We start from the raw sequence: 21,848 nt of genomic DNA, 5'->3' as shown, positions 1-21,848 counted from the left end.
CCGCGAGTGGGCCTGACGCGGGCCGTCTCCGGGCGGGCCGGGTTCAGTACGGGCGGAGCGGGAGGGGAGCCTGGCCGGGCCAGTCCTCCCGCTCGGCGGCGGCCAGGGCGTGCAGCAGGGCCCGGGCGACGGTGTCGAGGTGCCGGAGGACGGGCGAGCCGGCTCCCGGGCGGGCGAAGGCGGCCGGGGTGCGGGTGTCGGTCGCGGGGCCGACAGCCACCCGGCGGGGGTGCGGGGCGCCGTCCAGGGTGGGGTCGAGCAGCCGCGCCGTCCCGGGGTGCACGGCGATCAGCCCGGTGCGGTGGGTGTGCCGCCCGTCCTGGCGGGTCTCCTCCTGGAGCTGGCCGGTGCGCAGCAGCCCGCGCAGCAGCACCGAGCCGGTCCGGCCCAGCGCGTGCCGGGGCAGCCGGGCCTCGATCAGGGCGGTGGCGCGTACGGTGCGGCCGGGCAGGTTGGGGCTGTGGGCGAGGAAGGCGCCGCCGCTCTCGTCCAGGTCGATCTGCAGCCCGCCGCCGAGGAAGTGCAGCACGCCCGCCTCGGCCAGGGCGGCCAGCTCGCGCAGCCGGGCGGCGGGGAGGCCGGAGGCGAGCCGGCCGCGCAGGCCCAGCCACCAGCCGTCCAGCTCCAGCTCGGCCGAGCTGGCGGTCAACCGCCCGGCCAGCAGGGGGAGTTGGTCGGCTCCGGCGGCCAGTGCGGCCCGCACACCCGGGCTGCCGCCGGCGCCGCTGAGCGTCAGCAGGTGCTCCCGGAGCAGCTCGGGGGAGTCGAAGACGCGGCCCGCGAGCGGCTGGTCAAGCGCGTCCAGGTCGAGCCGGTCGGCCGGGTCTGGCACGGCCTCGAGCAGCAGGCGGGCAGGTGCGGGGGAGGAGCGGCCCTGCCGGTCGTAGCGGCGCAGGAACTCGGCCCAGGGCAGTGCGGTGCGCTCGGGGTGGGCGTGGAACAGGTCGTGGTAGTGCGCGTGGCCGAGCTCTTTGGCGAGCAACGGCCAGATGTCGCGCCGGAGTCGGAGCTGGCCGGCGGGCAGGGCGGCCGGGTCGAGGTAGCGCGTGGGCGGCGCCGGCCGGTGCCCGGTCAGGACGGGGAGCAGCGTGCCGCGCCGGGAGCCCGCGTGGATCACCGGCTCGCGCCCGGAGCGGTGGTAGCGGAGACCGGCGGCCGTCTCCTCGAAGCGCCCGCCGCGCCCTTCGGTGAGCAGGGCGAGCAGATCGGCGAAGGCCAGCCCGAGGCCGCGTACCACCAGGGTCTCGCCGGGGGCGATGCCGCTGAGGTCGACGTCGGCGGTGGCGGCCGGGAGCAGGTGGAAGAGGCCGTGCCGGGCGGCGAAGTCGGCCGTCGGGCACTCGGCGGCCACCGGGGCGTTGTCCAGGTGGCCGAGGGCGAGCACCACGTGGTCGGCGGCCAGCACCCGGTCGGTCAGTTCGACCAGCTGCGGCCCGTCCGGCGGCCCGCAGAGCGCCCGGGCGGTGTCCCGGTGGACGGTGAGGCTCACCCCGGGCGGCAGTGCGGCCACCGCCCGGCGGTACGCCCACGCCAGGTAGGCGCCCACGGCCGACCGGCTCGGGTGGTCGGCCGGGCCGAGCTCGGCCAGCTCGGCCCGCACGGCCGGGTCGCCGACCTCCCGGTACGGCGCGAACTCCCGCTGGGCGCAGGCCCATTCGGCCAGTGACGGGCCCGGGTCGGTGCCGTACGCGGTGATCTCGCCCGCCGGTGAGTTCGCGCGCAGCGATGCGGGCAGGCCGGCCCGCCAGATCCGGCCGCCGCCCGGCGGGTACGGGTCGACCAGGTGGATGTCCAGGGCCTGGCCCGGGCGCAGGAGCCCGGCGGCCGAGGCGCCGATCCGCGCCAGCAGCCCGACGGCCAGCGGGCCGCCGCCGACGATCACCAGGCTGCTCATCGCCGGCCTCTCTCGCGCACTGTGCGGCAGATCGTACGCGGTGGGCAGCGGAGACTGTCAAGATCTCCTCAGGGTGCTCCCGTAGGGTGAACTCGTCGGTCGACGCGGTGGGTTGGGGGAGCGATGAGGGTCGGGGACGTGCTGGACGGGGCGTACCAGCTGATCGAGAAGCTCGGCGAGGGCGGCTTCGGGGTGGTCTGGCGGGCGCTGGACCTCGGGCTCGACCGGGAGGTCGCCGTCAAGGTGATCTCCGGCCGGGGCGGGGTCGAGCCCAAGGACATCGAGCGCTTCAAGGCCGAGGCCCGCACGGTGGCCGGGCTCGCCCACCCGCACATCGTCACCGTGCACGCCCAGCGCGAGACCGTGCTGGACGACACCCGCTGGCACTACCTGGTGATGGAGCTGGTCACCGGCCGCTCGCTGGCCCAGGAGCTGCGCCGGGGGCGGCCCGCCACAGCCGTCGGGCTGCGGTGGCTGGCCCAGGTCTGCGAGGCCCTGCACGCCTCGCACCAGGCCGGGGTGGTGCACCGGGACATCAAGCCGGAGAACATCATGGTCACCGCCGCCGGCGAGGTGAAGGTGCTGGACTTCGGCATCGCCGCCCTGGAGGGCCGCACCCTGGGCCTCACCACCACCGGCAGCGTGATCGGCAGCCCGCACTACCTGCCGCCCGAGCGCTGGCGCGGCGAGCCCGGCAAGCGCCAGGTGGACCTCTACGCCGTGGGCTGCCTGCTGTACGAACTCAGCGTCGGCGCCCGGGCGTTCGCCGGCCCGGACGTGGTGGCCGTGATGCACGCCCACGTCGAGGGCCCGGTGCCGAGCCCCCGGGCGGCCGACCCCGCGCTGCCCGTCGAGCTGGACCAGCTGGTCACCGAGCTGCTCGCCAAGGACCCGGCGGACCGCCCGGCCGACGCGGCCCGGGTGCGCGAGCGGCTGCTCGGCCTGGCCGCGTCGGCCGGGCTGCGCGAGCTGCGGCGGCGGGCGGACGCCGCCTGGGCGCTCGGGGTGGCGGGCGAGGCGGGGCAGGCGGTGGCCCAACTGCGGCAGCTGGTCGGCGAGTTCACCGCCGCCTACGGGGCGGCTGACCCGCGGACGGTGCGGACGGCGCACGACCTCGCGCTCTGGCTGGCCGCCGACGGCGAGCCGGCCGCCGCCGTCGGCCTGCTGCGCGAGCTGGACCGGCTGGCGCCGGGGGCCGAGGGGCTGGCGGCGGACCGGCGGCGGCTGGAGGGCGAGCTGCCCCCGGGGGCGGCCGTGCCGGTCGGGGAGCTGGCCGCACTGGGCGCTGTCAAGCGTGCGGGCACCTGATTCGTCAACTGTCCAAGTTGGATGAATTGATAGGAACTGGCCGATGAGACACCCCTGGTTCGCAGGTGGAGCCGGTTGATATACCTCGGCTGCATAGGACGGGAGAGGTGTGCGGCCTCCCCGGCGAGATGCGACGAACCAGGTGGTGATGAGCAGTGAAGCTCCTCCGTGTGGGCCCTTTGGGCGCCGAGCGTCCGGTGGTGCTGGGCCAGGACGGCGCCGCGTACGACCTCTCGGGGCGGACGGCGGACCTCGACGGTGCCTTCCTCGCCGGGCTGGACCCGGCCGAGCTCGGCCGGGCGGTGGCGGCGGGTGACCTGCCGCCGGTGGTGATCGAGGGGCAGCGGATCGGCGCTCCCGTGCCGCGCCCGGGCAAGGTGGTCGGGATCGGCCTCAACTACCGCGACCACGCGGCCGAGGCCGGAGCCCAGCTCCCCGCCGAGCCGGTGATCTTCCTCAAGCCGAGCTACACCGTGGTCGGCCCGGACGACGAGGTGCTGGTGCCGCGCGGCGGCGAGAAGACCGACTACGAGGTCGAGCTCGCCGTGGTGATCGGCCGCACCGCGCGGTACCTGGAGAGCCACGAGGCCGCCGCCGCCGTGATCGCCGGGTACGCGGCCGTCAACGACGTGACCGAGCGGGCCTTCCAGTTCGACCGCGGCGGCCAGTGGGACAAGGGCAAGTCCGCCGAGACCTTCACCCCGCTCGGCCCCTGGCTGGTCACCCCGGACGAAGTCGGCGACCCGCAGCGGCTGTCGCTCAAGCTCTGGGTCAACGGGGAGCTGCGGCAGGACGGCAGCACCGAGAAGATGATCTTCCCGGTGCTCGAACTGGTCCGCTACGTCAGCCACTTCATGGTGCTCGAGCCCGGTGACGTGATCATCACCGGCACTCCGGCCGGCGTCACCCTCGGCCACCCCGGCGCCGCCTTCCTGCGGCCCTCGGACGTGGTGGAGCTGGAGGTCCAGGGCCTCGGCCGCCAGCGCCAGGTCCTCGGCGAGGCGTAACCGCCGCCGCCCGACCCCTGGCACGGGGGTCGGGAGGCCCTCCCGGGGACCTGGCCCTAGCCCGCCGCGCGCCGCCGCAGCGCCCGGACTTCGCGCAGCCGCTCGGTCAGCGCCACCGCCGGCCCGTCCGGCGCCTCCAGTGCGAGCAGCAGCTCGAGTACGCGCGCCGTCTGCTCGTCGTGCACCGCCGTGGCCGCCGTCATCGCCACGAACTCGTCCACCAGCCAGTCCCGCAGGGACTCCGGCGGGATCTGCCGCCCTTCGTCCAGCCAGCTCAGCGACGCGGCCTCGACCACCGAGATCCACGAGCGCACCAGCAGCGTCAGCCGCGGCCCGGCCTCCCGGACGCCCAGGTAGCGCAGCGTCCGCCGCAGCGCGACCCGCCGCACCTCGTCCACGATCGCCGAGGTCCGCGCCGTCTCCACCACCGAGCCGCCGCGCAGCAGCGCGCCGTACCCGGTGTCGTGCTCGGCGACGAAGGAGAAGTAGCTGTCGAGCACCGCCGCCAGCTGGCTGCTCGGCGTACCGGCGGTGGTGATCGAGAACCGGCTGATCAGCTCCTCGGCCGCGCTGCGCAGCGCCGCTTCGTACAGCTGCTGCTTGCCGCCGGTGAAGTACCGGTAGACCAGCGGCCGGGAGGCGCCGGCGGCCTCCGCGACGTCGTCCAGGCTGACCTCCTCCGGCGGCCGGGAGCTGAACAGCTCCAGGGCCACCGAGATCAGCTGCTCGCGCCGCTGCTGTACCGGCAGCCGCCGGTACCCGGCCCGTCTGGAGCGGCCGGTTTCGCTCCCTCCTTCCGGGCCGGCCGGAGTGGGGGATTCCGGGGTGAGCGCTGCGCTGGCTGCCATGGCGGTCAGCGTAATGGCCGTCGGGCTGCTTGGCCCGTGTCCGGAGGCGGTCAAGGCCGGCTCAAAGGGGCTTGAAAACCGGCCCGGGTGCGAAAGGATGGCCGGATGGTCGCAGAACTGATCACCCCACCCGCGGACGGCACCACCCCACGCCGGATCGCCGACGCCTATGTCCACGCCCTCGCGGCACTCGATCCGCTGACCGCCGTCTACCTGGGCCTCAACCCGGAGGACGACCGGCTGCCGGACCTCTCGCCCGAGGGCCACGAGGCCACCGCGGACCTCATCCGCCGCACCCTCTCCCAGCTCGACGCCGTCGAGGCGGCCGGCCCGGTCGAGGACCCGGAGGAGCGGCGCTGCGCCCGGCTGCTGCGCGAGCGGCTGACGGCCGAACTGGCCGTGCACGACGAGGGCGAGAACTTCCGCGCCGTGCGCAACCTCGGCTCGCCGGTGCACAGCCTGCGTGAGGTGTTCAACCAGCTCCGGACCGAGACGGACGAGGACTGGGCCGCCGTCGGCCGCCGGATGGCCCGGCTGCCGCTCGCGCTGGAGCAGTACCGCGCGCTGCTCACCGCCGGGCTCGAGCGCGAGCTGCCCGCCGGCCCGCGCCAGGTGGTCACCGTGGTCGGGCAGATCGGAGAGTGGCTCGCCGGCGACACCCCCGGCGGCTGGTTCGGCGACTTCGTCAGCGCCGCCCCCGAGGCCCTGCGGGACGGCCTGACCGACACCGCCGTGGCCGCCAATGCCGCCTTCGCGGAGCTGCGCGACTGGCTGCGCGACGTGTACGGCCCCGCCGTGGCCGGCGCCCCGGACGCGATCGGGCGCGAGCGCTACGCCCGCTGGGTCCGCTACTGGACCGGCTCCGACCTCGACCTGGACGAGGCGTACGGCTGGGCCTGGGAGCAGTTCCACGAGCTGGACGCCCAGATGCGGGTGGAGGCCGAGAAGGTGCGGCCCGGCGCCACGCCGATGGCGGCCATGAAGTGGCTGGAGACCGAGGGCCCGGCCGTCAAGGGTGAGGAGAACGCCCGCGAGTACCTCCAGGGCCTGATGGACCAGGCGATCAGCGACCTGCAGGGCGTGCACTTCGACCTGGCCGAGCCGCTGCTCAAGGTCGAGTCCCGGATCGCCCCGCCCGGCAGCGCCGCCGCGCCGTACTACACCCAGCCCTCGCTGGACTTCTCCCGCCCCGGCCGCACCTGGCTGGCCACCCTCGGCCGGGAGAGCTTCCCGATCTGGGACTTGGTCTCCACCTGGTACCACGAGGGCGTGCCGGGCCACCACCTGCAGCTCGCGCAGTGGACCTACCTGGCCGACCGGCTCTCCACCTACCAGGTCACCCTGGGCGGGGTGAGCGCGAACATCGAGGGCTGGGCGCTGTACGCCGAGCGCCTGATGGACGAGCTGGGCTACCTCACCGACCCGGGCGCCCGGCTCGGGTACCTGAACGCCCAGATGATGCGCGCGCTGCGGGTCATCGTGGACATCGGCATGCACGCCGAGCTGTCCTTCCCGGCCGGCTCGCCGTTCCACCCGGGCGAGGCGATGACCCCCGAGCTGGCCCGCGAGTTCTTCGGGCAGTACTGCGGGCTCTCCGCCGAGTTCCTGGACAGCGAGCTGATCCGCTACCTCGGCCTGCCCGGCCAGGCGATCGGCTACAAGCTGGGCGAGCGGGCCTGGCTGAGCGGCCGGGCCGCGGCGAAGGCCGCCGCCGAGGCACGCGGTGAGGAGTTCGACCTCAAGGCCTGGCACATGGCGGCCCTGTCGCAGGGCTCGCTCGGGCTGGACGACCTGGTCAGCGAGCTCTCCGCGCTCTGAGCCGTCCCGAGTACCCGAGGCCCAGGTCCTGCAGCAGTGGGACCTGGGCCTGGTCCTTTTGTCCCATTTCGTGGTTTTTGTTGGAAAATGCCTTGCCCATGGCCGATCCGCGAGCTTCCCTTGAGGCAGCGCTGTGTGCGCCCCGCCCCTGCACCCTCCGGAAGGCGGCCCAAGGTGTCCCACGTGCACGCTCCTGACGAATCCTCGGCGGATCCGCGTCGCTGGTGGGCCCTAGCGGTCATCGCCATCGCCCAGTTGATGATCGTGCTGGACGCGACCATCGTGAACGTCGCGCTCCCGTCCGCCCAGCACGACCTGGGCATCTCCGACGGCAACCGGCAGTGGGTCATCACGGCCTACACCCTCGCCTTCGGCGGCCTGCTGCTCCTCGGCGGCCGGATCGGCGACCTCTTCGGCCGCAAGCGGACCTTCACCGTCGGCCTGATCGGCTTCGCCCTGGCCTCGGCCATCGGCGGTTTCGCGGCCGACCCGGCGATGCTCTTCGCCGCCCGCGCCCTGCAGGGCGGCTTCGGTGCCGTGCTCGCCCCCTCGGCCCTGTCGCTGCTCTCCAACACCTTCAGCGACCCGCGCGAACGCGCCACCGCCTTCGGCATCTTCGGCGCCATCGCGGGCGGCGGCGCCGCGATCGGCTTCATCGCGGGCGGTCTGCTCACCGAGTACCTGGACTGGCGCTGGTGCCTGTTCGTCAACGTGCCGATCGCCATCGGCGCCGCGCTCGGCGCGTTCTACCTGCTCAAGCGGGACCACATCGACAAGGGCCACCGGGTCAGGCTCGACCTGCCCGGCGCACTGCTCGGCTGCGGCGGCCTGCTGGCCATCGTCTACGGCACCTCCGAGGCCTCCGGGCGCGGCTGGGGCGACTGGCTGGTGCTCACCGCACTGGGTCTGGGCCTCGCCCTGCTGGCCGTGTTCGTCCTGGTCGAGCGGCGCACCAGGCACGCCCTGCTGCCGCTGCACATCGTGGCCGACCGCAACCGCGGCGGCGCCGCGCTCTCGGTCGGTCTGGCCGTGGTCGGCATGTTCGGCCTGTTCCTCTTCCTGACGTACTACCTGCAGGCGGTCAAGGGGTACTCGCCGCTCAAGACCGGCATCTCGTACCTGCCGATGACGGCCGCCATCATCGGCAGCTCCACCGGCATCGCGGCCCGGCTGATGACCAGGGTGCCCTCGCGGGCGCTGATCGTGCCCGGGCTGCTGCTGGCCGCCGGCGGCATGGCCTGGCTGACCCAGATGAAGGTGGACAGCTCCTACCTCGGCATGGTGCTGCCCGCCGAGCTGCTGCTCGGCGCCGGGATGGGCCTGGTCTTCATGCCCTCGATGAGCCTGGCCACCCTGGGCGTCTCCCCGCACGAGGTCGGCGCGGCCTCGGCCACCATCAACAGCGCCCAGCAGGTCGGCGGTTCGATCGGCACGGCCCTGCTCAACACCATCGCCGCCAGCGTCACCACCAGCTACCTGGCGACCCGGGACGCGCACATCGCACTGGTCGCCAAGCAGGGCCAGGTGCACGGCTTCGCCGTCGCCACCGGGGTGGCGATGGGCATCCTGATCGCGGCCGCCGTGATCGCCTTCCTGATGGTCGACCACCGGCCGGCACCCGGTGAGGCGGAAGGGGAGAGCGCCGACGCCACGGCCCAGGCGCTCGCCTGACCGTTCCTTGGTGAAACCCCTTGCGGAATCCTTCTGCAAGGGGTTTCGTGAGGGCCCATGGACGATGCGCTGGACGTACTGGTGGTGGGCGGGGTCGGGGTCGACACGATCGTCCGGGTCGAGCGGCTCGCCCTCCCTCCGGGGGAGTCGGCGGGTGTCCCGCCGGTGCACGACTACGTGGCGCACACCGGCTCCGGCGTCGCCCTCGGCTGCCACGCGCTCGGGCTGCGCACCCAGCTGCTCGACTACCTCGGTAACGATCCGCAGGGCGAGCTGGTGCGGGCCGAGTTCGCCCGGCACGGCCTCCCGTTCGACCACCTGGTCTCTGCGCACGGCACCTCGCGCTCGGTCAACCTGGTGGACCTCGAGGGCCGCCGGTTCTCCTTCTACGACGGCCGGCACCCGGCCGGGCTGCGGCTGCCGCCCGAGTTCTGCGCGCCGTACCTGGACCGGGCCCGGCACGTCCACGTGTCCATCACCGGCGTCGGGGCCGGCCTCTTCGCCGAGCTGCGCCGCCGCGGCCTGAGCAGCTCCACCGACCTGCACGACTGGGACGGCTCGCAGGAGCACCACCGCCCGTACGCGCTCGGCGCCGACCTGGTCTTCCTCTCCGTGGCCGGCTGCCGGGGGCGGCACGAAGACGTCATGCGACGGATCCTCGCCGAGGGGCGGGCCCGGCTGGTGGTCGCCACCGACGGCGCGGCCGGGAGCCACCTGCTCACGCGTTCCGGTCCTGCGGTGCACATCCCGGCTGTCGACCCGGACCGGCCGGTGGTCGACACCAACGGCGCCGGGGACGCCTACGTGAGCGGCTTCCTGCACTCCTGGCTCGCCGGGCGTCCGCCCCTCGACTGCGCCCGGGCCGGCGCCGTGGCCGGCGCCCACGCCTGCACCGGGGCCGGTACGCACACGGCCCTCATCACCGCCGAGGCGCTGGTGGAAGCCCTGCCTGTGTGAGGGTTCGGTGAGGAAAGGCACACTGCGGACCAGGCGATTCTCACAGCGCTCCCAGCATAGGATCACGGGATTTCCAGGTGATCAGCACATAGTCGGACCGTGCTCGTAGGATCGGGCGCGTACCGGGACCGCAGGGTGGGCAGGAGTCACGTACCTGATGAGCCGTCATCGAAAGGCACGCCGGCGCATGTACCGTCGACCCGTGGCGCTGACCTCAGCCCTCGCACTGGGCCTGATCGCGACGATCGCGGGCATCGACACCCTCACCAGCGAGGCCACGGCCTTCACCAGCCGCCCGCAGACCGCCGCCTCCCGGGTGGCCGCCGCCGCTCCCTCGCCCTCCGCTTCGCCGTCCCCCTCCGCTTCTCCCTCCCCCTCCCCTTCTAACGCTGCGGAGCCCGCTCCGGTTGCACAGTCGGGGCAGGGAGCGGGCAGTTCGCCGACCCAGGGCAGCTCCCAGGTCGTCCCGCCGGTCGCGCTCGGCACCACCGCGACGGCGCCGGTGACGGCCGAGTCCGGCCGGGTCGGTGTGCTCTTCACCGGCTCGACGCCGACGGCCAACCACACCTGCTCGGCCAGCGTGCTGCACAGCAGCACCAAGAACCTGGTGCTCACCGCCGCGCACTGCGTGAGCGCGACCCCCGCCGGCCTGCTCTTCGCCCCCGGCTACCGCAACGGCCAGACGCCGTCCGGCGTCTGGCAGGTCACCAAGGTCTTCCTCGCCGACGGCTGGACCGCGAGCGGCGACCAGGACGAGGACTACGCGATCCTCCAGATCGCCGAGAACGGCACCACCAACATCGAGGACGCGGTCGGCGGCACCGTCCTCGGCCTGGACGCCCCCTTCACCGACACCGTCCGCCTCTACGGCTACCCGGACAGTGCCGAACTCCCCCTGCTCTGCACCAACGTGACCAGCCGGCAGGACACCTTCCAGCGCCGCATCGACTGCCCCTCCTACTCCGGCGGCACCAGCGGAGGCCCCTTCATCGACACCGACACCAACCAGGTCATCGGCGTCATCGGCGGCTACCAGCAGGGCGGCGACACCGACGACACCTCCTACGGTGCCTACTTCGACCACACCATAGGCACCCTCTACCAGCAGGCCGTCTCCGCCTCCTCCTGACGCCGGGTCACCCGGCGGACTCCCAGCACCGCGGCGCGCACCACCAAGTACGCCCCGGTGTTCCACACGGCCCGCCCCACCGTGTCCGTCCACAGCAGCACCCCCGCCGGGGCGCCCACCGCCCGCGGCAGCGCCCCCACCACCTCCACCACCCCGAACACCCCGGGCACCCACTCCCAGTGACTCCGCCCACCCCCCACCACGGAGCTGAGCCCCCAACTCACCCCCATCGCCCCGACCCCGAGCCCGGCCTCAACCCAGTCACCAGCCGCCATGCCGGGATTGTCACGCCGCCACGCCCCTGCGGGCCCCTGCATGAGCACTTTCGATGGGCCGCCCGGCCTCTGGTACGGGGGTCAGGCCTGCGGGTCGGGGCCCTGCAGGCCTCTGACGGCGTCCAGTTCCGCCTCGCCGTGCTGCTCGGCGTAGCAGTGGGGATGGATGTAGAAATCCGGGCCGCCATGGTGAGTGTCCCGGACCTGGGGGAGCCACCGGCGCCCGCCGCGGTAGGTCGTGCCGACCGCCGGCTCGTCGGGGCGGAGATCCGTCGAGCAGTACGGGCACCGTAAGGACAAGGTCATACGCCGAGGCTGTCATGCCGCCGCGGCCGGCAACAGGCCTCGGACACGACGAAGGCCCAGAACCTGCGGACTGACTCCGCTGGCCTGGGCCTGTGTCTGCACTTCTTGCGAAGTGCCCCCGGCAGGATTCGAACCTGCGCACCCGCCTCCGGAGGGCGGTGCTCTATCCCCTGAGCTACGGGGGCCTGCTCTGGTGTTGCCCGATCTTGCTGGGCGACGTAGAGAACAGTAGCAGGCCGGGAGGGTGGTCCGTGCACGGGTTTCGGCGGGGGTGGGGAGGAGTGTCGGGAAAGGCCGGACGGGTGGGCGGGGGAGTGGCTACCCTCGGTGATGTGTCCGGTGCGTTCGGGCGGGTCCTCGTGGTGGACGACAGCGAGGTGATCCGCCAACTGATCAGGGTCAACCTGGAGCTGGAAGGGTTCCAGGTGGTGACGGCTGCCGACGGGGCGGAGTGCCTGGAGGTGGTGCGCCGGGTCCGGCCGGACGTGGTGACGCTGGATGTGGTGATGCCCCGGCTGGACGGGCTGCGGACGGCGGCCCGGCTGCGGGCGCTGCCCGAGACGTGCCGGCTGCCGATCGCGATAGTGAGCGCGTGCACGCCGGCGGACTTGGACCGGGGTGCCTCGGTCGGGGTCGACGGGTATCTGGCGAAGCCGTTCGACCCGGCGGATCTGGTGGCGTTGGTCCGCCGGCTGATGGCGCTGAGTGACGGGGAGAACGGCGCCCGCGAGGGCTTCGCGTACGGCTTCGGCGACGCCGCCGCCGGATTTCGCTCACGGCGAACGGGCCGCAACGGCCCCGGCGGGCAGTACAGCTGAGGGCCGGAAGCAGGAGAGCAGCGTCTCAACGGGTAAACCGGGTGCGGCCCCGGCGGCGCTCTCCCCTACGCTTGGCGTCGTGACACCCGCAGAGCTTTCCCAGGCAGTCCAAGCCGCAGTGAGCGCCGCCGTCGAGGCGGGCGAGCTGACCGTCGCCGTGCCCGAGCAGGTGACGGTCGAGCGGCCGAAGAACAGGGACCACGGCGACTACGCGACGAACGTGGCCCTCCAGCTCGCGAAGCCGGCAGGCATGCCGCCGCGAGCCGTGGCCGAGCTGGTGGCGAGCCGCCTGCGAGAGCTGCCCGAGGTCGACGCGGTGGACATCGCGGGCCCGGGCTTCCTGAACATCACCCTGGACGCGGCCACCCTCGGTGCCCAGGCCCGCAAGATCGTCGAGGCCGGCGCCGAGTACGGCCGCAACGAGGCGCTCAAGGGCCTGAAGATCAACCTGGAGTTCGTCAGCGCGAACCCCACCGGCCCGATCCACATCGGCGGCGTCCGCTGGGCCGCCGTCGGCGACTCGCTGGCGCGCGTGCTCAAGGCGAGCGGCGCCGACGTGGCGACCGAGTACTACCTCAACGACGCCGGCGTGCAGATCAGCAAGTTCGCCGCCTCGCTGCAGGCCGCCGCGAACGGCCGCCCGGTGCCCGCGGACGGGTACGTGGGCGAGTACATCGTGGACATCGCCAAGGCGATCACCGAGGCCGTCCCCGGCGTGCTCGAGCTGACCGAGGCCGAGCAGCTGGAGATCTTCCGCACCCAGGGCCTGGCCCTGATGGTCGCCGAGATCCAGCGCTCGATGACCGAGTTCGGCGTGCACTTCGACACCTGGTTCTCCGAGAAGTCGCTGCACGACAGCGGCGCGGTGGAGAAGGCGATCGGCCGCCTGCGCGAGCAGGGCCACGTCTTCGACCAGGACGGCGCGATCTGGCTGCGCACCACCGACTTCGGTGACGACAAGGACCGCGTCCTGATCAAGGCCGACGGCGAGACCACGTACTTCGCCGCCGACGCCGCGTACTACCTGAGCAAGCGCGACCGCGGCTCCGAGGTCTCGGTCTACATGCTCGGCGCCGACCACCACGGCTACGTGAACCGGCTCAAGGCCATCGCCGCCTGCGCGGGCGACGACATGAACCGCAACATCGAGGTGATGATCGGCCAGTTCGTGAAGATGCTTCGCGACGGCGAAGAGGTCCGCATGTCCAAGCGGGCCGGCAACATCATCACGATCGACGACGTCGTCGACTGGATCGGCGTGGACGCGGCCCGGTACACGCTGGCCCGCTCCTCCACGGACTCCACGATCACGCTCGACATCGACGTGCTCACCAGCCAGCGCAACGAGAACCACGTCTACTACGTCCAGTACGCGCACACGCGGATGTGCGGCGTCGCCCGCAAGGCGGCCGAGCTGGGTGTCGACAAGGGCACGGCCGAGGCGTTCAAACCCGAGCTGCTGTCGACGCAGTGGGAGAAGGACATGCTCGGCGAGCTGAGCGAGTTCCCGCGCATCCTGACGAAGGCCGGCCAGCTGCGCGAGCCGCACCACGTGGCCCGCTACCTGGAGGACCTGGCCGGGGTCTACCACCGCCTGTACGACAACTGCATGTTCCTGCCGAAGGGCGACGAGGAGATGACGGACACGCACCGTGCCCGCCTCTGGCTCGTGGAGGCCACGCGTACGGTCCTCGCCAACGGCCTCGCCCTCCTCGGCGTCTCCGCCCCCGAGCGGATGTAAGCCCGCACGACACGCAGTGCGATCAGGGGCGGTGACGGCCGGAACGGCTGTCACCGCCCCTTGTCGTAACCAGCAGAGCCAGCACAGAGAAGAGACCGCAGATGAGCCGCTCCGCTCACCCCGCAGGCCCCCGCCACGGCGACCTGCTGCCCGAGGGCCACTACCTGGCCCCGCCGAGCGATCTGAACGCGCTGGATCCGAAGGTGTGGTCCGCCACGGTGGCGCGCCGCGAGGACGGGGTGGTCACCGTCGGCGGTCTCGACGTCAGGGCGCTGGCCGCCGAGTACGGCACCCCGGCGTACGTGATGGACGAGCAGGACTTCCGGGCCCGGGCGCGGTCCTGGCGGGAGGCGTTCGAGGGAGCCGACGTGTTCTACGCCGGCAAGGCCTTCCTCTCCAAGGCGGTGGTCCGCTGGCTGCGCGAGGAGGGGCTGAACCTCGACGTGTGCAGCGCGGGCGAGCTCGCGGTGGCGCTGGCGGCCGGGATGGAGCCGGAGCGGATCGCGCTGCACGGCAACAACAAGACGCAGGCAGAGCTGGAGCACGCGGTGAAGACCGGGGTCGGCCACATCGTGGTGGACTCCTACCGCGAGATCGAGCTGCTGGGGGAGATCGCCGAGCGGCACGGGGTGCGCCAGCAGGTGCTGGTCCGGGTGACGGTCGGCGTCGAGGCGCACACCCACGAGTTCATCGCGACGGCGCACGAGGACCAGAAGTTCGGGCTGAGCCTCGGCAGCGGCGCGGCGGCGGAGGGGGTCCGCAGGGCCCTGGCGCAGCGCAGCCTGGAGCTGCGCGGCATCCACTCGCACATCGGCTCGCAGATCTTCGACACCGCCGGCTTCGAGGTGGCCGCCCGCCGCCTGGTCGGCCTGCTCGCGCAGATCCGGGACGAGCACGGCGTCGAGCTGCCCGAGCTGGACCTCGGCGGCGGCCTCGGCATCGCGTACACCAGCGAGGACGACCCCAAGCAGCCCGCCGAGATCGCGGCCGCGCTGGCGGAGATCGTCCGCCGGGAGTGCGCGGCGGCGGGTCTGGGCGTCCCCCGCCTCAGCGTCGAGCCCGGCCGGGCGATCGTCGGTCCGACGGCCTTCACACTGTACGAGGTCGGCACCGTCAAGCCGCTGCCTGGCTTGCGCACGTACGTCAGCGTGGACGGCGGGATGTCGGACAACATCCGCACCGCGCTGTACGACGCCGAGTACTCGGTCGCGCTGGTCAGCAGGAGCTCGGACGCCGACCCGATGCTGGTCAGGGTGGTCGGCAAGCACTGCGAGTCGGGCGACATCGTCGTCCGGGACGCCTTCCTGCCCGCCGACCTGGCACCGGGTGACCTGATCGCGGTGCCCGCGACCGGGGCCTACTGCCGCTCGATGGCGAGCAACTACAACCACGCGCTGCGGCCGCCGGTGGTGGCCGTCGGGGCGGACGGGGCACGGGTGATCGTGCGCCGTGAGACGGAGGAGGATCTCCTGCGTCTCGATATCGGATGACGAAATCCTTGTCTCAGATCGTGGAACGTCCGTAGATCTCCGCGAAAACTCCCGGAGACTGGGACGGACCGAATCTCTGTGGGGCCCCTTGAAGAGCCCCACCGGAAACCGAAGATTGCAGAGCGGAGTCGGATGATGCGTACGCGCCCGCTGAAGGTGGCGTTGCTGGGCTGTGGTGTGGTGGGCTCCGAGGTCGCGCGCATCATGACGACGGACGCCGCCGACCTCGCCGCCCGGGTCGGGGCGCCGGTCGAGCTGGCCGGGATCGCCGTCCGGCGGGCCGGCCGGGCCCGCCCCGGCGTGCCCGAGCACCTGATCACCACCGATGCGCAGGCCCTGGTCAGCCGCGAGGACATCGATGTGGTGATCGAGGTGGTGGGCGGCATCGAGCCGTCCAAACAGCTCATCCTCACCGCCTTCAAGCACGGTGCCTCGGTGGTCAGCGCCAACAAGGCGCTGCTCGCCAAGGACGGCGCCGAGCTGCACGAGGCGGCCGCCGAGGCCGGGGTGGACCTCTACTACGAGGCCGCCGTCGCCGGGGCGATCCCGCTGATCCGCCCGCTGCGCGAGTCGCTCGCGGGCGACAAGGTCAACCGGGTGCTCGGCATCGTCAACGGCACCACCAACTTCATCCTCGACAAGATGGACACCACCGGCGCGGGTTACTCCGAGGCGCTGGAGGAAGCCACCGCGCTCGGCTACGCCGAGGCCGACCCGACGGCCGACGTCGAGGGCTTCGACGCCGCCGCCAAGGCCGCGATCCTGGCCGGCATCGCCTTCCACACCAAGGTCACCGCCGCGGACGTCTACCGCGAGGGCCTGACCGAGGTCACCGCCGCCGACATCGCTTCGGCGAAGGAGATGGGCTGCGTGGTGAAGCTGCTCGCGATCTGCGAGCGCGCGGCGGACGGCGAGTCGGTCACCGCCCGGGTGCACCCGGCGATGATCCCGCTTAGCCACCCGCTGGCCTCCGTCCGCGAGGCGTACAACGCGGTGTTCGTCGAGGCCGAGGCGGCCGGCCGGCTGATGTTCTACGGCCCGGGCGCCGGTGGCGCGCCGACGGCCTCCGCGGTGCTCGGCGACCTGGTCGCGGTCTGCCGCAACAAGGTGAACGGCACCACCGGCCCGGGCGCCTCGGACTACACCCGGCTGCCAGCCAAGCCGATGGACCAGGTGGTGACCAGGTACCACGTCAGCCTGGACGTGGACGACCGCGCGGGTGTTCTCGCCCAGGTGGCGTCCACCTTCGCCGAGCACGGCGTCTCGATCGACACCGTGCGCCAGCAGGGCCGCGACGGCGACGCCTCGCTCGTCGTGGTCACCCACCGCGCCACCGACGCCGCCCTGTCGGCGACCGTGGACAAGCTCCGCGCGCTGGACAGTGTGCGGGGCGTGGCCAGCATCATGCGGGTTGAAGGGGAGTAGGAAGCAGCCATGAACGCCGTGATCGACAGAGCCGCTCACACCCACCAGTGGCGAGGCCTCATCGAGGAGTACCGCGACCGCCTGCCGGTCAGCGCGACGACCCCGGTGGTCACCCTGCTGGAGGGCGGCACGCCCCTGGTGCCCGCGCAGGTGCTCTCCGAGCGCACCGGCTGCGAGGTCTACCTCAAGGTCGAGGGCGCCAACCCCACCGGGTCCTTCAAGGACCGCGGCATGACGATGGCCATCTCCAAGGCGAAGGAGGACGGCGCCCAGGCCGTCATCTGCGCCTCCACCGGCAACACCTCCGCCTCGGCCGCCGCGTACGCGGTGCGCGCCGGGATGGTCTCGGCCGTGCTGGTGCCGCAGGGCAAGATCGCCCTCGGCAAGATGGGCCAGGCGCTGGTGCACGGCGCCAAGATCCTCCAGGTGGACGGGAACTTCGACGACTGCCTCACCCTGGCGCGTGAGCTGTCCGAGAAGTACCCCGTCGCGCTGGTCAACTCGGTCAACCCGGTGCGTATCGAAGGGCAGAAGACGGCTGCCTTCGAGATCGTCGACATGCTCGGCGACGCTCCCGACATCCACGTCCTCCCGGTCGGCAACGCGGGCAACATCACCGCCTACTGGAAGGGCTACCGCGAGTACGCGGCGGACGGCCTGGCCACCCGCACCCCGCGGATGTTCGGCTACCAGGCGAGCGGGTCCGCCCCGATCGTGGACGGCGCCCCGGTGCTCAAGCCGCAGACCATCGCCACCGCGATCCGGATCGGCAACCCGGCCTCCTGGGACTTCGCGCTCGCCGCGCGGGACGAATCGGGCGGTCTCATCGACAAGGTGACGGACCGTCAGATTCTGTCCGCCTACCGGCTGTTGGCCGCACAGGAGGGCGTCTTCGTGGAGCCCGCCTCGGCCGCCGGCGTGGCCGGCCTGCTGCAGGCCGCCGAGCAGGGCCTGATCGACCCGGGCCAGCGGATCGTCTGCACCGTGACCGGCAACGGCCTCAAGGACCCGGACTGGGCGGTGGCCGGCGCCCCGCAGCCGCAGATCGTACCGATCGACGCCGAGGCCGCCGCGCAGCGCCTCGGGCTGCTCGGCTGACCGGTCTGACAGTACGTCAACGCAGGGGCCGACTCTTTCGGGTCGGCCCCTGCGGGTTTGGCCGGCCGCGTCTGGTTTGAAGCGTCGGGTTGACGTCAATGCATTGCACAAGCCCCGGTGAGACGGGGGTGGCCAAAGATTTCGCACACTTTCCGGCCAGAAAGGGCAACACGGCCGATCGAAGAGCGGCGGGGTGTACCGCTCTTGAACCTGTCTTCGATAGTCTGGCCCCCAGCGGGCCGCGCCATGGCCGTGTCAGCCCGCTCCGCCGGGGCGCCGTCGCGTACCCCGCCCCCACGTACCACCGCGGGTCCGTCAGTTCGGGCCGCACCGCTACTCCTCAGGAGAGTCCCACCACATGGCTGGTCCTGCGTTCCGTGCCGCCGCCGTCCGGGTCCGGGTCCCCGCGACCAGTGCCAACCTCGGGCCCGGCTTCGACGCCTTCGGACTCGCCCTCGGCCTCTACGACGACGTGGTGGTCCGCGTCGCCGACTCCGGACTCTCGGTGGACATCGCAGGTCAGGGCGCCGACAGCCTCCCGCGTGACGAGCGCCACCTGCTGGTCCGCTCGATGCGAGCCGCCTTCGACCGGCTCGGCGGGCAGCCGCGCGGCCTCGAAGTGGTCTGTGCCAACCGGATACCGCACGGGCGCGGCCTCGGCTCGTCCTCGGCCGCGATCTGCGCCGGCATCGTCGCCGCCCGCGCGGTGACCATCGGGGGCGCCTCCGCCCTCGACGACGACGCGCTGCTGGTCCTCGCCAACGAGCTGGAGGGCCATCCTGACAACGTCGCGGCGTGTCTGCGCGGCGGTTTCACCATCGCCTGGACGGAGGAGGACACCGCCCGGGCCGTCACGCTGGAGCCCTCGGAGCGGGTCGTCCCGGTGGTCTTCATCCCGGCCGACGAAGTGCTGACCGAGGCCGCCCGCGGCCTGCTGCCCAAGACCGTGCCGCTGGCCGACGCCGCGGCCAACGCGGGCCGCTCGGCGCTGCTGGTCGAGGCGCTCACCAAGCGCCCTGACCTGCTGCTTCCGGCCACCGAGGACCGGCTGCACCAGGACTACCGCGCCACCGCGATGCCCGACAGCGCGGCCCTGGTGGCCGCCCTGCGCGCCGAGGGCGTGCCCGCCGTCATCTCCGGCGCGGGGCCGACGGTGCTGGCGCTCTCGGACGAGGAGAACGCCGAGAAGCTCCTCCACTTCGCGGGGCCGAACTTCGCCGCGCACCGACTGCCGCTGGACCGCACGGGTGCGGCGGTGCTTCCGCTCGACGCGTAACACCAGGTGTGAGCTGCTCGGCAGGGGGGAACTCAGCCGGGCAGCGCACCCGGGGAACAGATGATTGACAGGAACAGGGCTGGGGAATGTGTCAGGGGGTCGGTAGTGTTAACCTCATTGCTGCACCAGATGCCCTCCGGGGCTCGGTGCCGCGCGTCCCGATCCCGGCATCCTCTCCGAGCGGCCAGCCCGCCCAGCGAGGTATGCGGAAGTACGGGGCGACGATTCTCCGGGAGCCCTCCACAGCGCGTACGCAGCCTGCCTGCGCGATTGCGGCCGCATCCCGAAGCCGTGACGGCACCTGACTCCCACCCTCGGCCTCCTACCTGAGGCCCGCCCGGTCGGAGCACGTACCGACACGCGACGGGGGCCCGGGTTCGCACGTGCCTCGCAGTGCACCGCACATCCCAGCAGCTTCCCTCCGAGTGGTTACGCCATCCGGGGGGCCACCGCCTCGGACCGACGCAGACGAGCGTTGGTCAGGACAGCACAACCGGTCGCCGAGCCAGACAGGGCCGACGTCCGCTCCAGGGAAGGACCCTTAGTGAGCGACACCACCGATCTGATGGGCGCGCGCCCGGACGCCGAAGCGTCGGACGCAGCCGCCGCTCCCGCGGCTCCGGCGCGTCGCCGCCGCACCGCTGCCGCGGGCCTGGACGGCCTCGTCCTGGCCGAGCTGCAGAAGCTCGCCTCGACCCTCGGTATCAGCGGTACCGGACGGCTGCGCAAGAGCCAGCTGATCGACGCCATCAAGGAGAAGAGCGGCGGGGACCCGCTGCTCGCCGGCGCCGCCGCCGAGCCGAAGGCCGCCCCCGCCAAGCGGGCCGCCAAGGCCGCTGCCCCGGCCGCCGCCGAGGCTGCTCCGGCCGCCGAGACCGAGCGGCCCGCCCGCCGCTCGCGCGCCGCCGTGGCCGCCGAGCCGCAGGCGCAGATCGAGATCCCGGTGCAGGCCGCGGCCGAGGCCGCCCCGGCCCAGGCCGGGCGCGCCCGCCGCCGCGCCACCTCGGCGGGCGGCAGCCCGACCGCCGAGGCCGCCGCCACCGCGGTCGCCGAGCCGAAGGCCGAGCCGAAGGCGGAGGCCGCCCCGGCCAAGGCCGAGGCGCAGGCCTCGACCCGCACCTTCGAGGGCGACGCCCGCACCGAGACCCGTCGCGACCGCCGTGACCGCCGGGACCGCCGCGAGCAGAGCGTCGACACCGCCGAGGGCCAGCCGCAGGCCGGTGGCCAGGACGGCGAGGCGCGCGAGTCGCGTCGCGACCGCCGCAACCGCCGTGACCGCGCCGACCGTCAGCAGCAGGGCGGCCAGCAGGCCCCCGCGCAGGACGCCGGCCAGCAGCAGAGCCGCCAGCCCGCGCAGCAGGTGCAGCAGGGCGGCTTCGAGGACGACGAGTACGGCGACGGCCGCCGTGGCCGCCGTGGCCGCTACCGCGACCGCCGGGGCCGTGGCACCCGGGGCGAGCGCTTCGACGGCGGCCCCGCCGAGGTGCAGGTCAACGACGACGACGTCCTGATTCCCGTCGCGGGCATCCTGGACATCCTCGACAACTACGCCTTCGTCCGGACCTCGGGCTACCTGCCCGGCTCCAACGACGTCTACGTCTCGCTGGCCCAGGTCCGCAAGAACGGCCTGCGCAAGGGTGACGCCATCACCGGCGCCGTCCGCCAGCCGAAGGACGGCGAGCGTCGCGAGAAGTTCAACGCGATGGTCAGACTGGACTCCGTCAACGGCATGGACCCGGAGAGCGGCCGCGGCCGTCCCGAGTTCGGCAAGCTCACCCCCCTCTACCCGCAGGAGCGCCTGCGGCTGGAGACGGACCCGGGCATCCTGACCACCCGCATCATCGACCTGGTGTCGCCGATCGGTAAGGGTCAGCGCGGTCTGATCGTCGCCCCGCCGAAGACCGGCAAGACGATGATCATGCAGGCGATCGCCAACGCGATCACCCACAACAACCCCGAGTGCCACCTGATGGTCGTCCTGGTCGACGAGCGTCCGGAAGAGGTCACCGACATGCAGCGGTCGGTGAAGGGCGAGGTCATCTCCTCGACCTTCGACCGCCCGGCCGAGGACCACACCGTCGTCGCCGAGCTGGCCATCGAGCGCGCCAAGCGCCTGGTGGAGCTGGGCCATGACGTGGTGATCCTGCTCGACTCGATCACCCGTCTGGGCCGCGCCTACAACCTGGCCGCGCCCGCCTCCGGCCGCATCCTGTCCGGTGGTGTCGACTCGACCGCGCTCTACCCGCCGAAGAAGTTCTTCGGCGCCGCGCGCAACATCGAGAACGGCGGCTCGCTGACCATCCTCGCCACCGCCCTGGTGGAGACCGGCTCCCGCGCCGACGAGGTCGTCTTCGAGGAGTTCAAGGGCACCGGCAACATGGAGCTGCGCCTGGACCGCAAGCTCTCGGACAAGCGCATCTTCCCGGCCGTCGACGTGGACGCCTCCTCGACCCGTAAGGACGAGATCCTGCTCGGCAGCGAGGAGTTGGCCATCACCTGGAAGCTCCGCCGGGTGCTGCACGCGCTCGACGCGCAGCAGGCGATGGAGCTCCTGCTCGACAAGCTCAAGCAGACCAAGAGCAACGCCGAGTTCCTGATGCAGATCGCGAAGAGCACCCCGGGTTCGGGCGACTGACAGGTCGTCGGTAACAGTTTCCGGTGAGACCCCGGGCCGCATGACGCGGCCCGGGGTCTCATGCTGTTACAAGGCGGTGTTAAGAACCGGACTTATGGGTATCTGGTTCGCTTATCCTCGAAATGACGGTCATACCGACCACTACGAGCAGG

At 72.7% G+C, this 21,848-nt stretch carries 17 protein-coding genes and 1 tRNA gene; 13 read left to right on the top strand and 5 right to left on the bottom strand.

Annotated elements, in window-relative coordinates:
• Positions 1–43 precede the first annotated feature (43 nt).
• Positions 44–1,894 (bottom strand): FAD/NAD(P)-binding protein, encoded by a 1,851-nt coding sequence (locus ABT095_RS12225; RefSeq protein ID WP_350529268.1) that lies wholly within the window; start codon positions 1,892–1,894, stop codon positions 44–46.
• A gap of 123 nt (positions 1,895–2,017) precedes the next feature.
• On the opposite strand from ABT095_RS12225, the gene ABT095_RS12220 reads away from it, so the two are divergent.
• The gene (locus ABT095_RS12220; protein WP_350529267.1) at positions 2,018–3,202 is read left to right on the top strand and encodes a serine/threonine-protein kinase; all 1,185 of its coding nucleotides are present in this window, start codon (positions 2,018–2,020) and stop codon (positions 3,200–3,202) included.
• Positions 3,203–3,357: 155 nt separating this feature from the next.
• On the top strand, positions 3,358–4,209 hold the full coding sequence (locus ABT095_RS12215; RefSeq protein ID WP_350529266.1) for a fumarylacetoacetate hydrolase family protein: 852 nt from the start codon (positions 3,358–3,360) through the stop codon (positions 4,207–4,209).
• Positions 4,210–4,265: 56 nt separating this feature from the next.
• On the opposite strand, the gene ABT095_RS12210 is transcribed toward ABT095_RS12215, so the two are convergent.
• Positions 4,266–5,057 carry a TetR/AcrR family transcriptional regulator gene (locus ABT095_RS12210; RefSeq protein WP_350529265.1) on the bottom strand — a complete coding sequence of 264 codons (792 nt, stop codon included), beginning with the start codon at positions 5,055–5,057 and terminating at the stop codon, positions 4,266–4,268.
• 105 nt (positions 5,058–5,162) lie between these two features.
• On the opposite strand from ABT095_RS12210, the gene ABT095_RS12205 reads away from it, so the two are divergent.
• The 4 genes from ABT095_RS12205 (at position 5,163) to ABT095_RS12190 (ending at position 10,632) form a co-directional block, all read left to right on the top strand.
• Positions 5,163–6,875, top strand: a complete 1,713-nt coding sequence (locus ABT095_RS12205; RefSeq protein ID WP_350529264.1) for a DUF885 domain-containing protein — start codon at positions 5,163–5,165, stop codon at positions 6,873–6,875.
• Positions 6,876–6,962: 87 nt separating this feature from the next.
• Entirely contained in the window at positions 6,963–8,546 is a 1,584-nt protein-coding gene (locus tag ABT095_RS12200; RefSeq protein ID WP_502884859.1) for an MFS transporter, read from the top strand.
• 57 nt (positions 8,547–8,603) lie between these two features.
• Entirely contained in the window at positions 8,604–9,503 is a 900-nt protein-coding gene (locus ABT095_RS12195; RefSeq protein ID WP_350529262.1) for a carbohydrate kinase family protein, read from the top strand.
• A 202-nt stretch (positions 9,504–9,705) separates the two neighbouring features.
• The gene (locus ABT095_RS12190) at positions 9,706–10,632 is read left to right on the top strand and encodes a trypsin-like serine peptidase (RefSeq protein ID WP_350529261.1); all 927 of its coding nucleotides are present in this window, start codon (positions 9,706–9,708) and stop codon (positions 10,630–10,632) included.
• Here the strand turns inward: ABT095_RS12190 and ABT095_RS12185 are convergent.
• The 3 genes from ABT095_RS12185 to ABT095_RS12175 form a co-directional block, all read right to left on the bottom strand.
• The gene (locus ABT095_RS12185; RefSeq protein WP_350529260.1) at positions 10,602–10,907 is read right to left on the bottom strand and encodes a hypothetical protein; all 306 of its coding nucleotides are present in this window, start codon (positions 10,905–10,907) and stop codon (positions 10,602–10,604) included. The two genes, ABT095_RS12190 and ABT095_RS12185, sit on opposite strands and share 31 nt — an antisense overlap.
• Before the next feature lie 81 nt (positions 10,908–10,988).
• Positions 10,989–11,213 carry a hypothetical protein gene (locus ABT095_RS12180; protein ID WP_350529259.1) on the bottom strand — a complete coding sequence of 75 codons (225 nt, stop codon included), beginning with the start codon at positions 11,211–11,213 and terminating at the stop codon, positions 10,989–10,991.
• Positions 11,214–11,326: 113 nt separating this feature from the next.
• Positions 11,327–11,398 (bottom strand) — tRNA-Arg (locus tag ABT095_RS12175).
• Positions 11,399–11,545: 147 nt separating this feature from the next.
• On the opposite strand from ABT095_RS12175, the gene ABT095_RS12170 reads away from it, so the two are divergent.
• The 7 genes from ABT095_RS12170 to rho all read left to right on the top strand — a co-directional run bounded on the left by ABT095_RS12170 (position 11,546) and on the right by rho (position 21,696).
• Positions 11,546–12,031, top strand: coding sequence for a response regulator (locus tag ABT095_RS12170; protein ID WP_350529258.1), 486 nt, complete (start codon positions 11,546–11,548; stop codon positions 12,029–12,031).
• Positions 12,032–12,110: 79 nt separating this feature from the next.
• Entirely contained in the window at positions 12,111–13,772 is a 1,662-nt protein-coding gene (gene argS / locus ABT095_RS12165) for an arginine--tRNA ligase (protein WP_350529257.1), read from the top strand.
• 101 nt (positions 13,773–13,873) lie between these two features.
• Positions 13,874–15,262, top strand: a complete 1,389-nt coding sequence (lysA, locus tag ABT095_RS12160) for a diaminopimelate decarboxylase (RefSeq protein ID WP_350529256.1) — start codon at positions 13,874–13,876, stop codon at positions 15,260–15,262.
• A gap of 132 nt (positions 15,263–15,394) precedes the next feature.
• Complete coding sequence (locus tag ABT095_RS12155; RefSeq protein WP_350529255.1) at positions 15,395–16,687, top strand: homoserine dehydrogenase; 1,293 nt, start codon at positions 15,395–15,397, stop codon at positions 16,685–16,687.
• A gap of 9 nt (positions 16,688–16,696) precedes the next feature.
• A complete protein-coding gene (gene thrC / locus ABT095_RS12150) occupies positions 16,697–17,785 on the top strand; it encodes a threonine synthase (RefSeq protein ID WP_350529254.1) in 1,089 nt (362 codons plus the stop codon).
• A 358-nt stretch (positions 17,786–18,143) separates the two neighbouring features.
• A complete protein-coding gene (gene thrB / locus ABT095_RS12145) occupies positions 18,144–19,061 on the top strand; it encodes a homoserine kinase (protein WP_350529253.1) in 918 nt (305 codons plus the stop codon).
• 544 nt (positions 19,062–19,605) lie between these two features.
• A complete protein-coding gene (gene rho / locus ABT095_RS12140) occupies positions 19,606–21,696 on the top strand; it encodes a transcription termination factor Rho (RefSeq protein ID WP_350529252.1) in 2,091 nt (696 codons plus the stop codon).
• Positions 21,697–21,848 lie beyond the last annotated feature (152 nt).

Origin of the sequence: Kitasatospora sp. NPDC002227 (genome assembly GCF_040296285.1) — a bacterium.
In the GTDB taxonomy this organism is placed as follows: Bacteria; Actinomycetota; Actinomycetes; order Streptomycetales; family Streptomycetaceae; genus Kitasatospora.
Note: the sequence above shows the minus strand (reverse complement) of the source record. Positions and strands in the feature narration are given on the sequence as shown.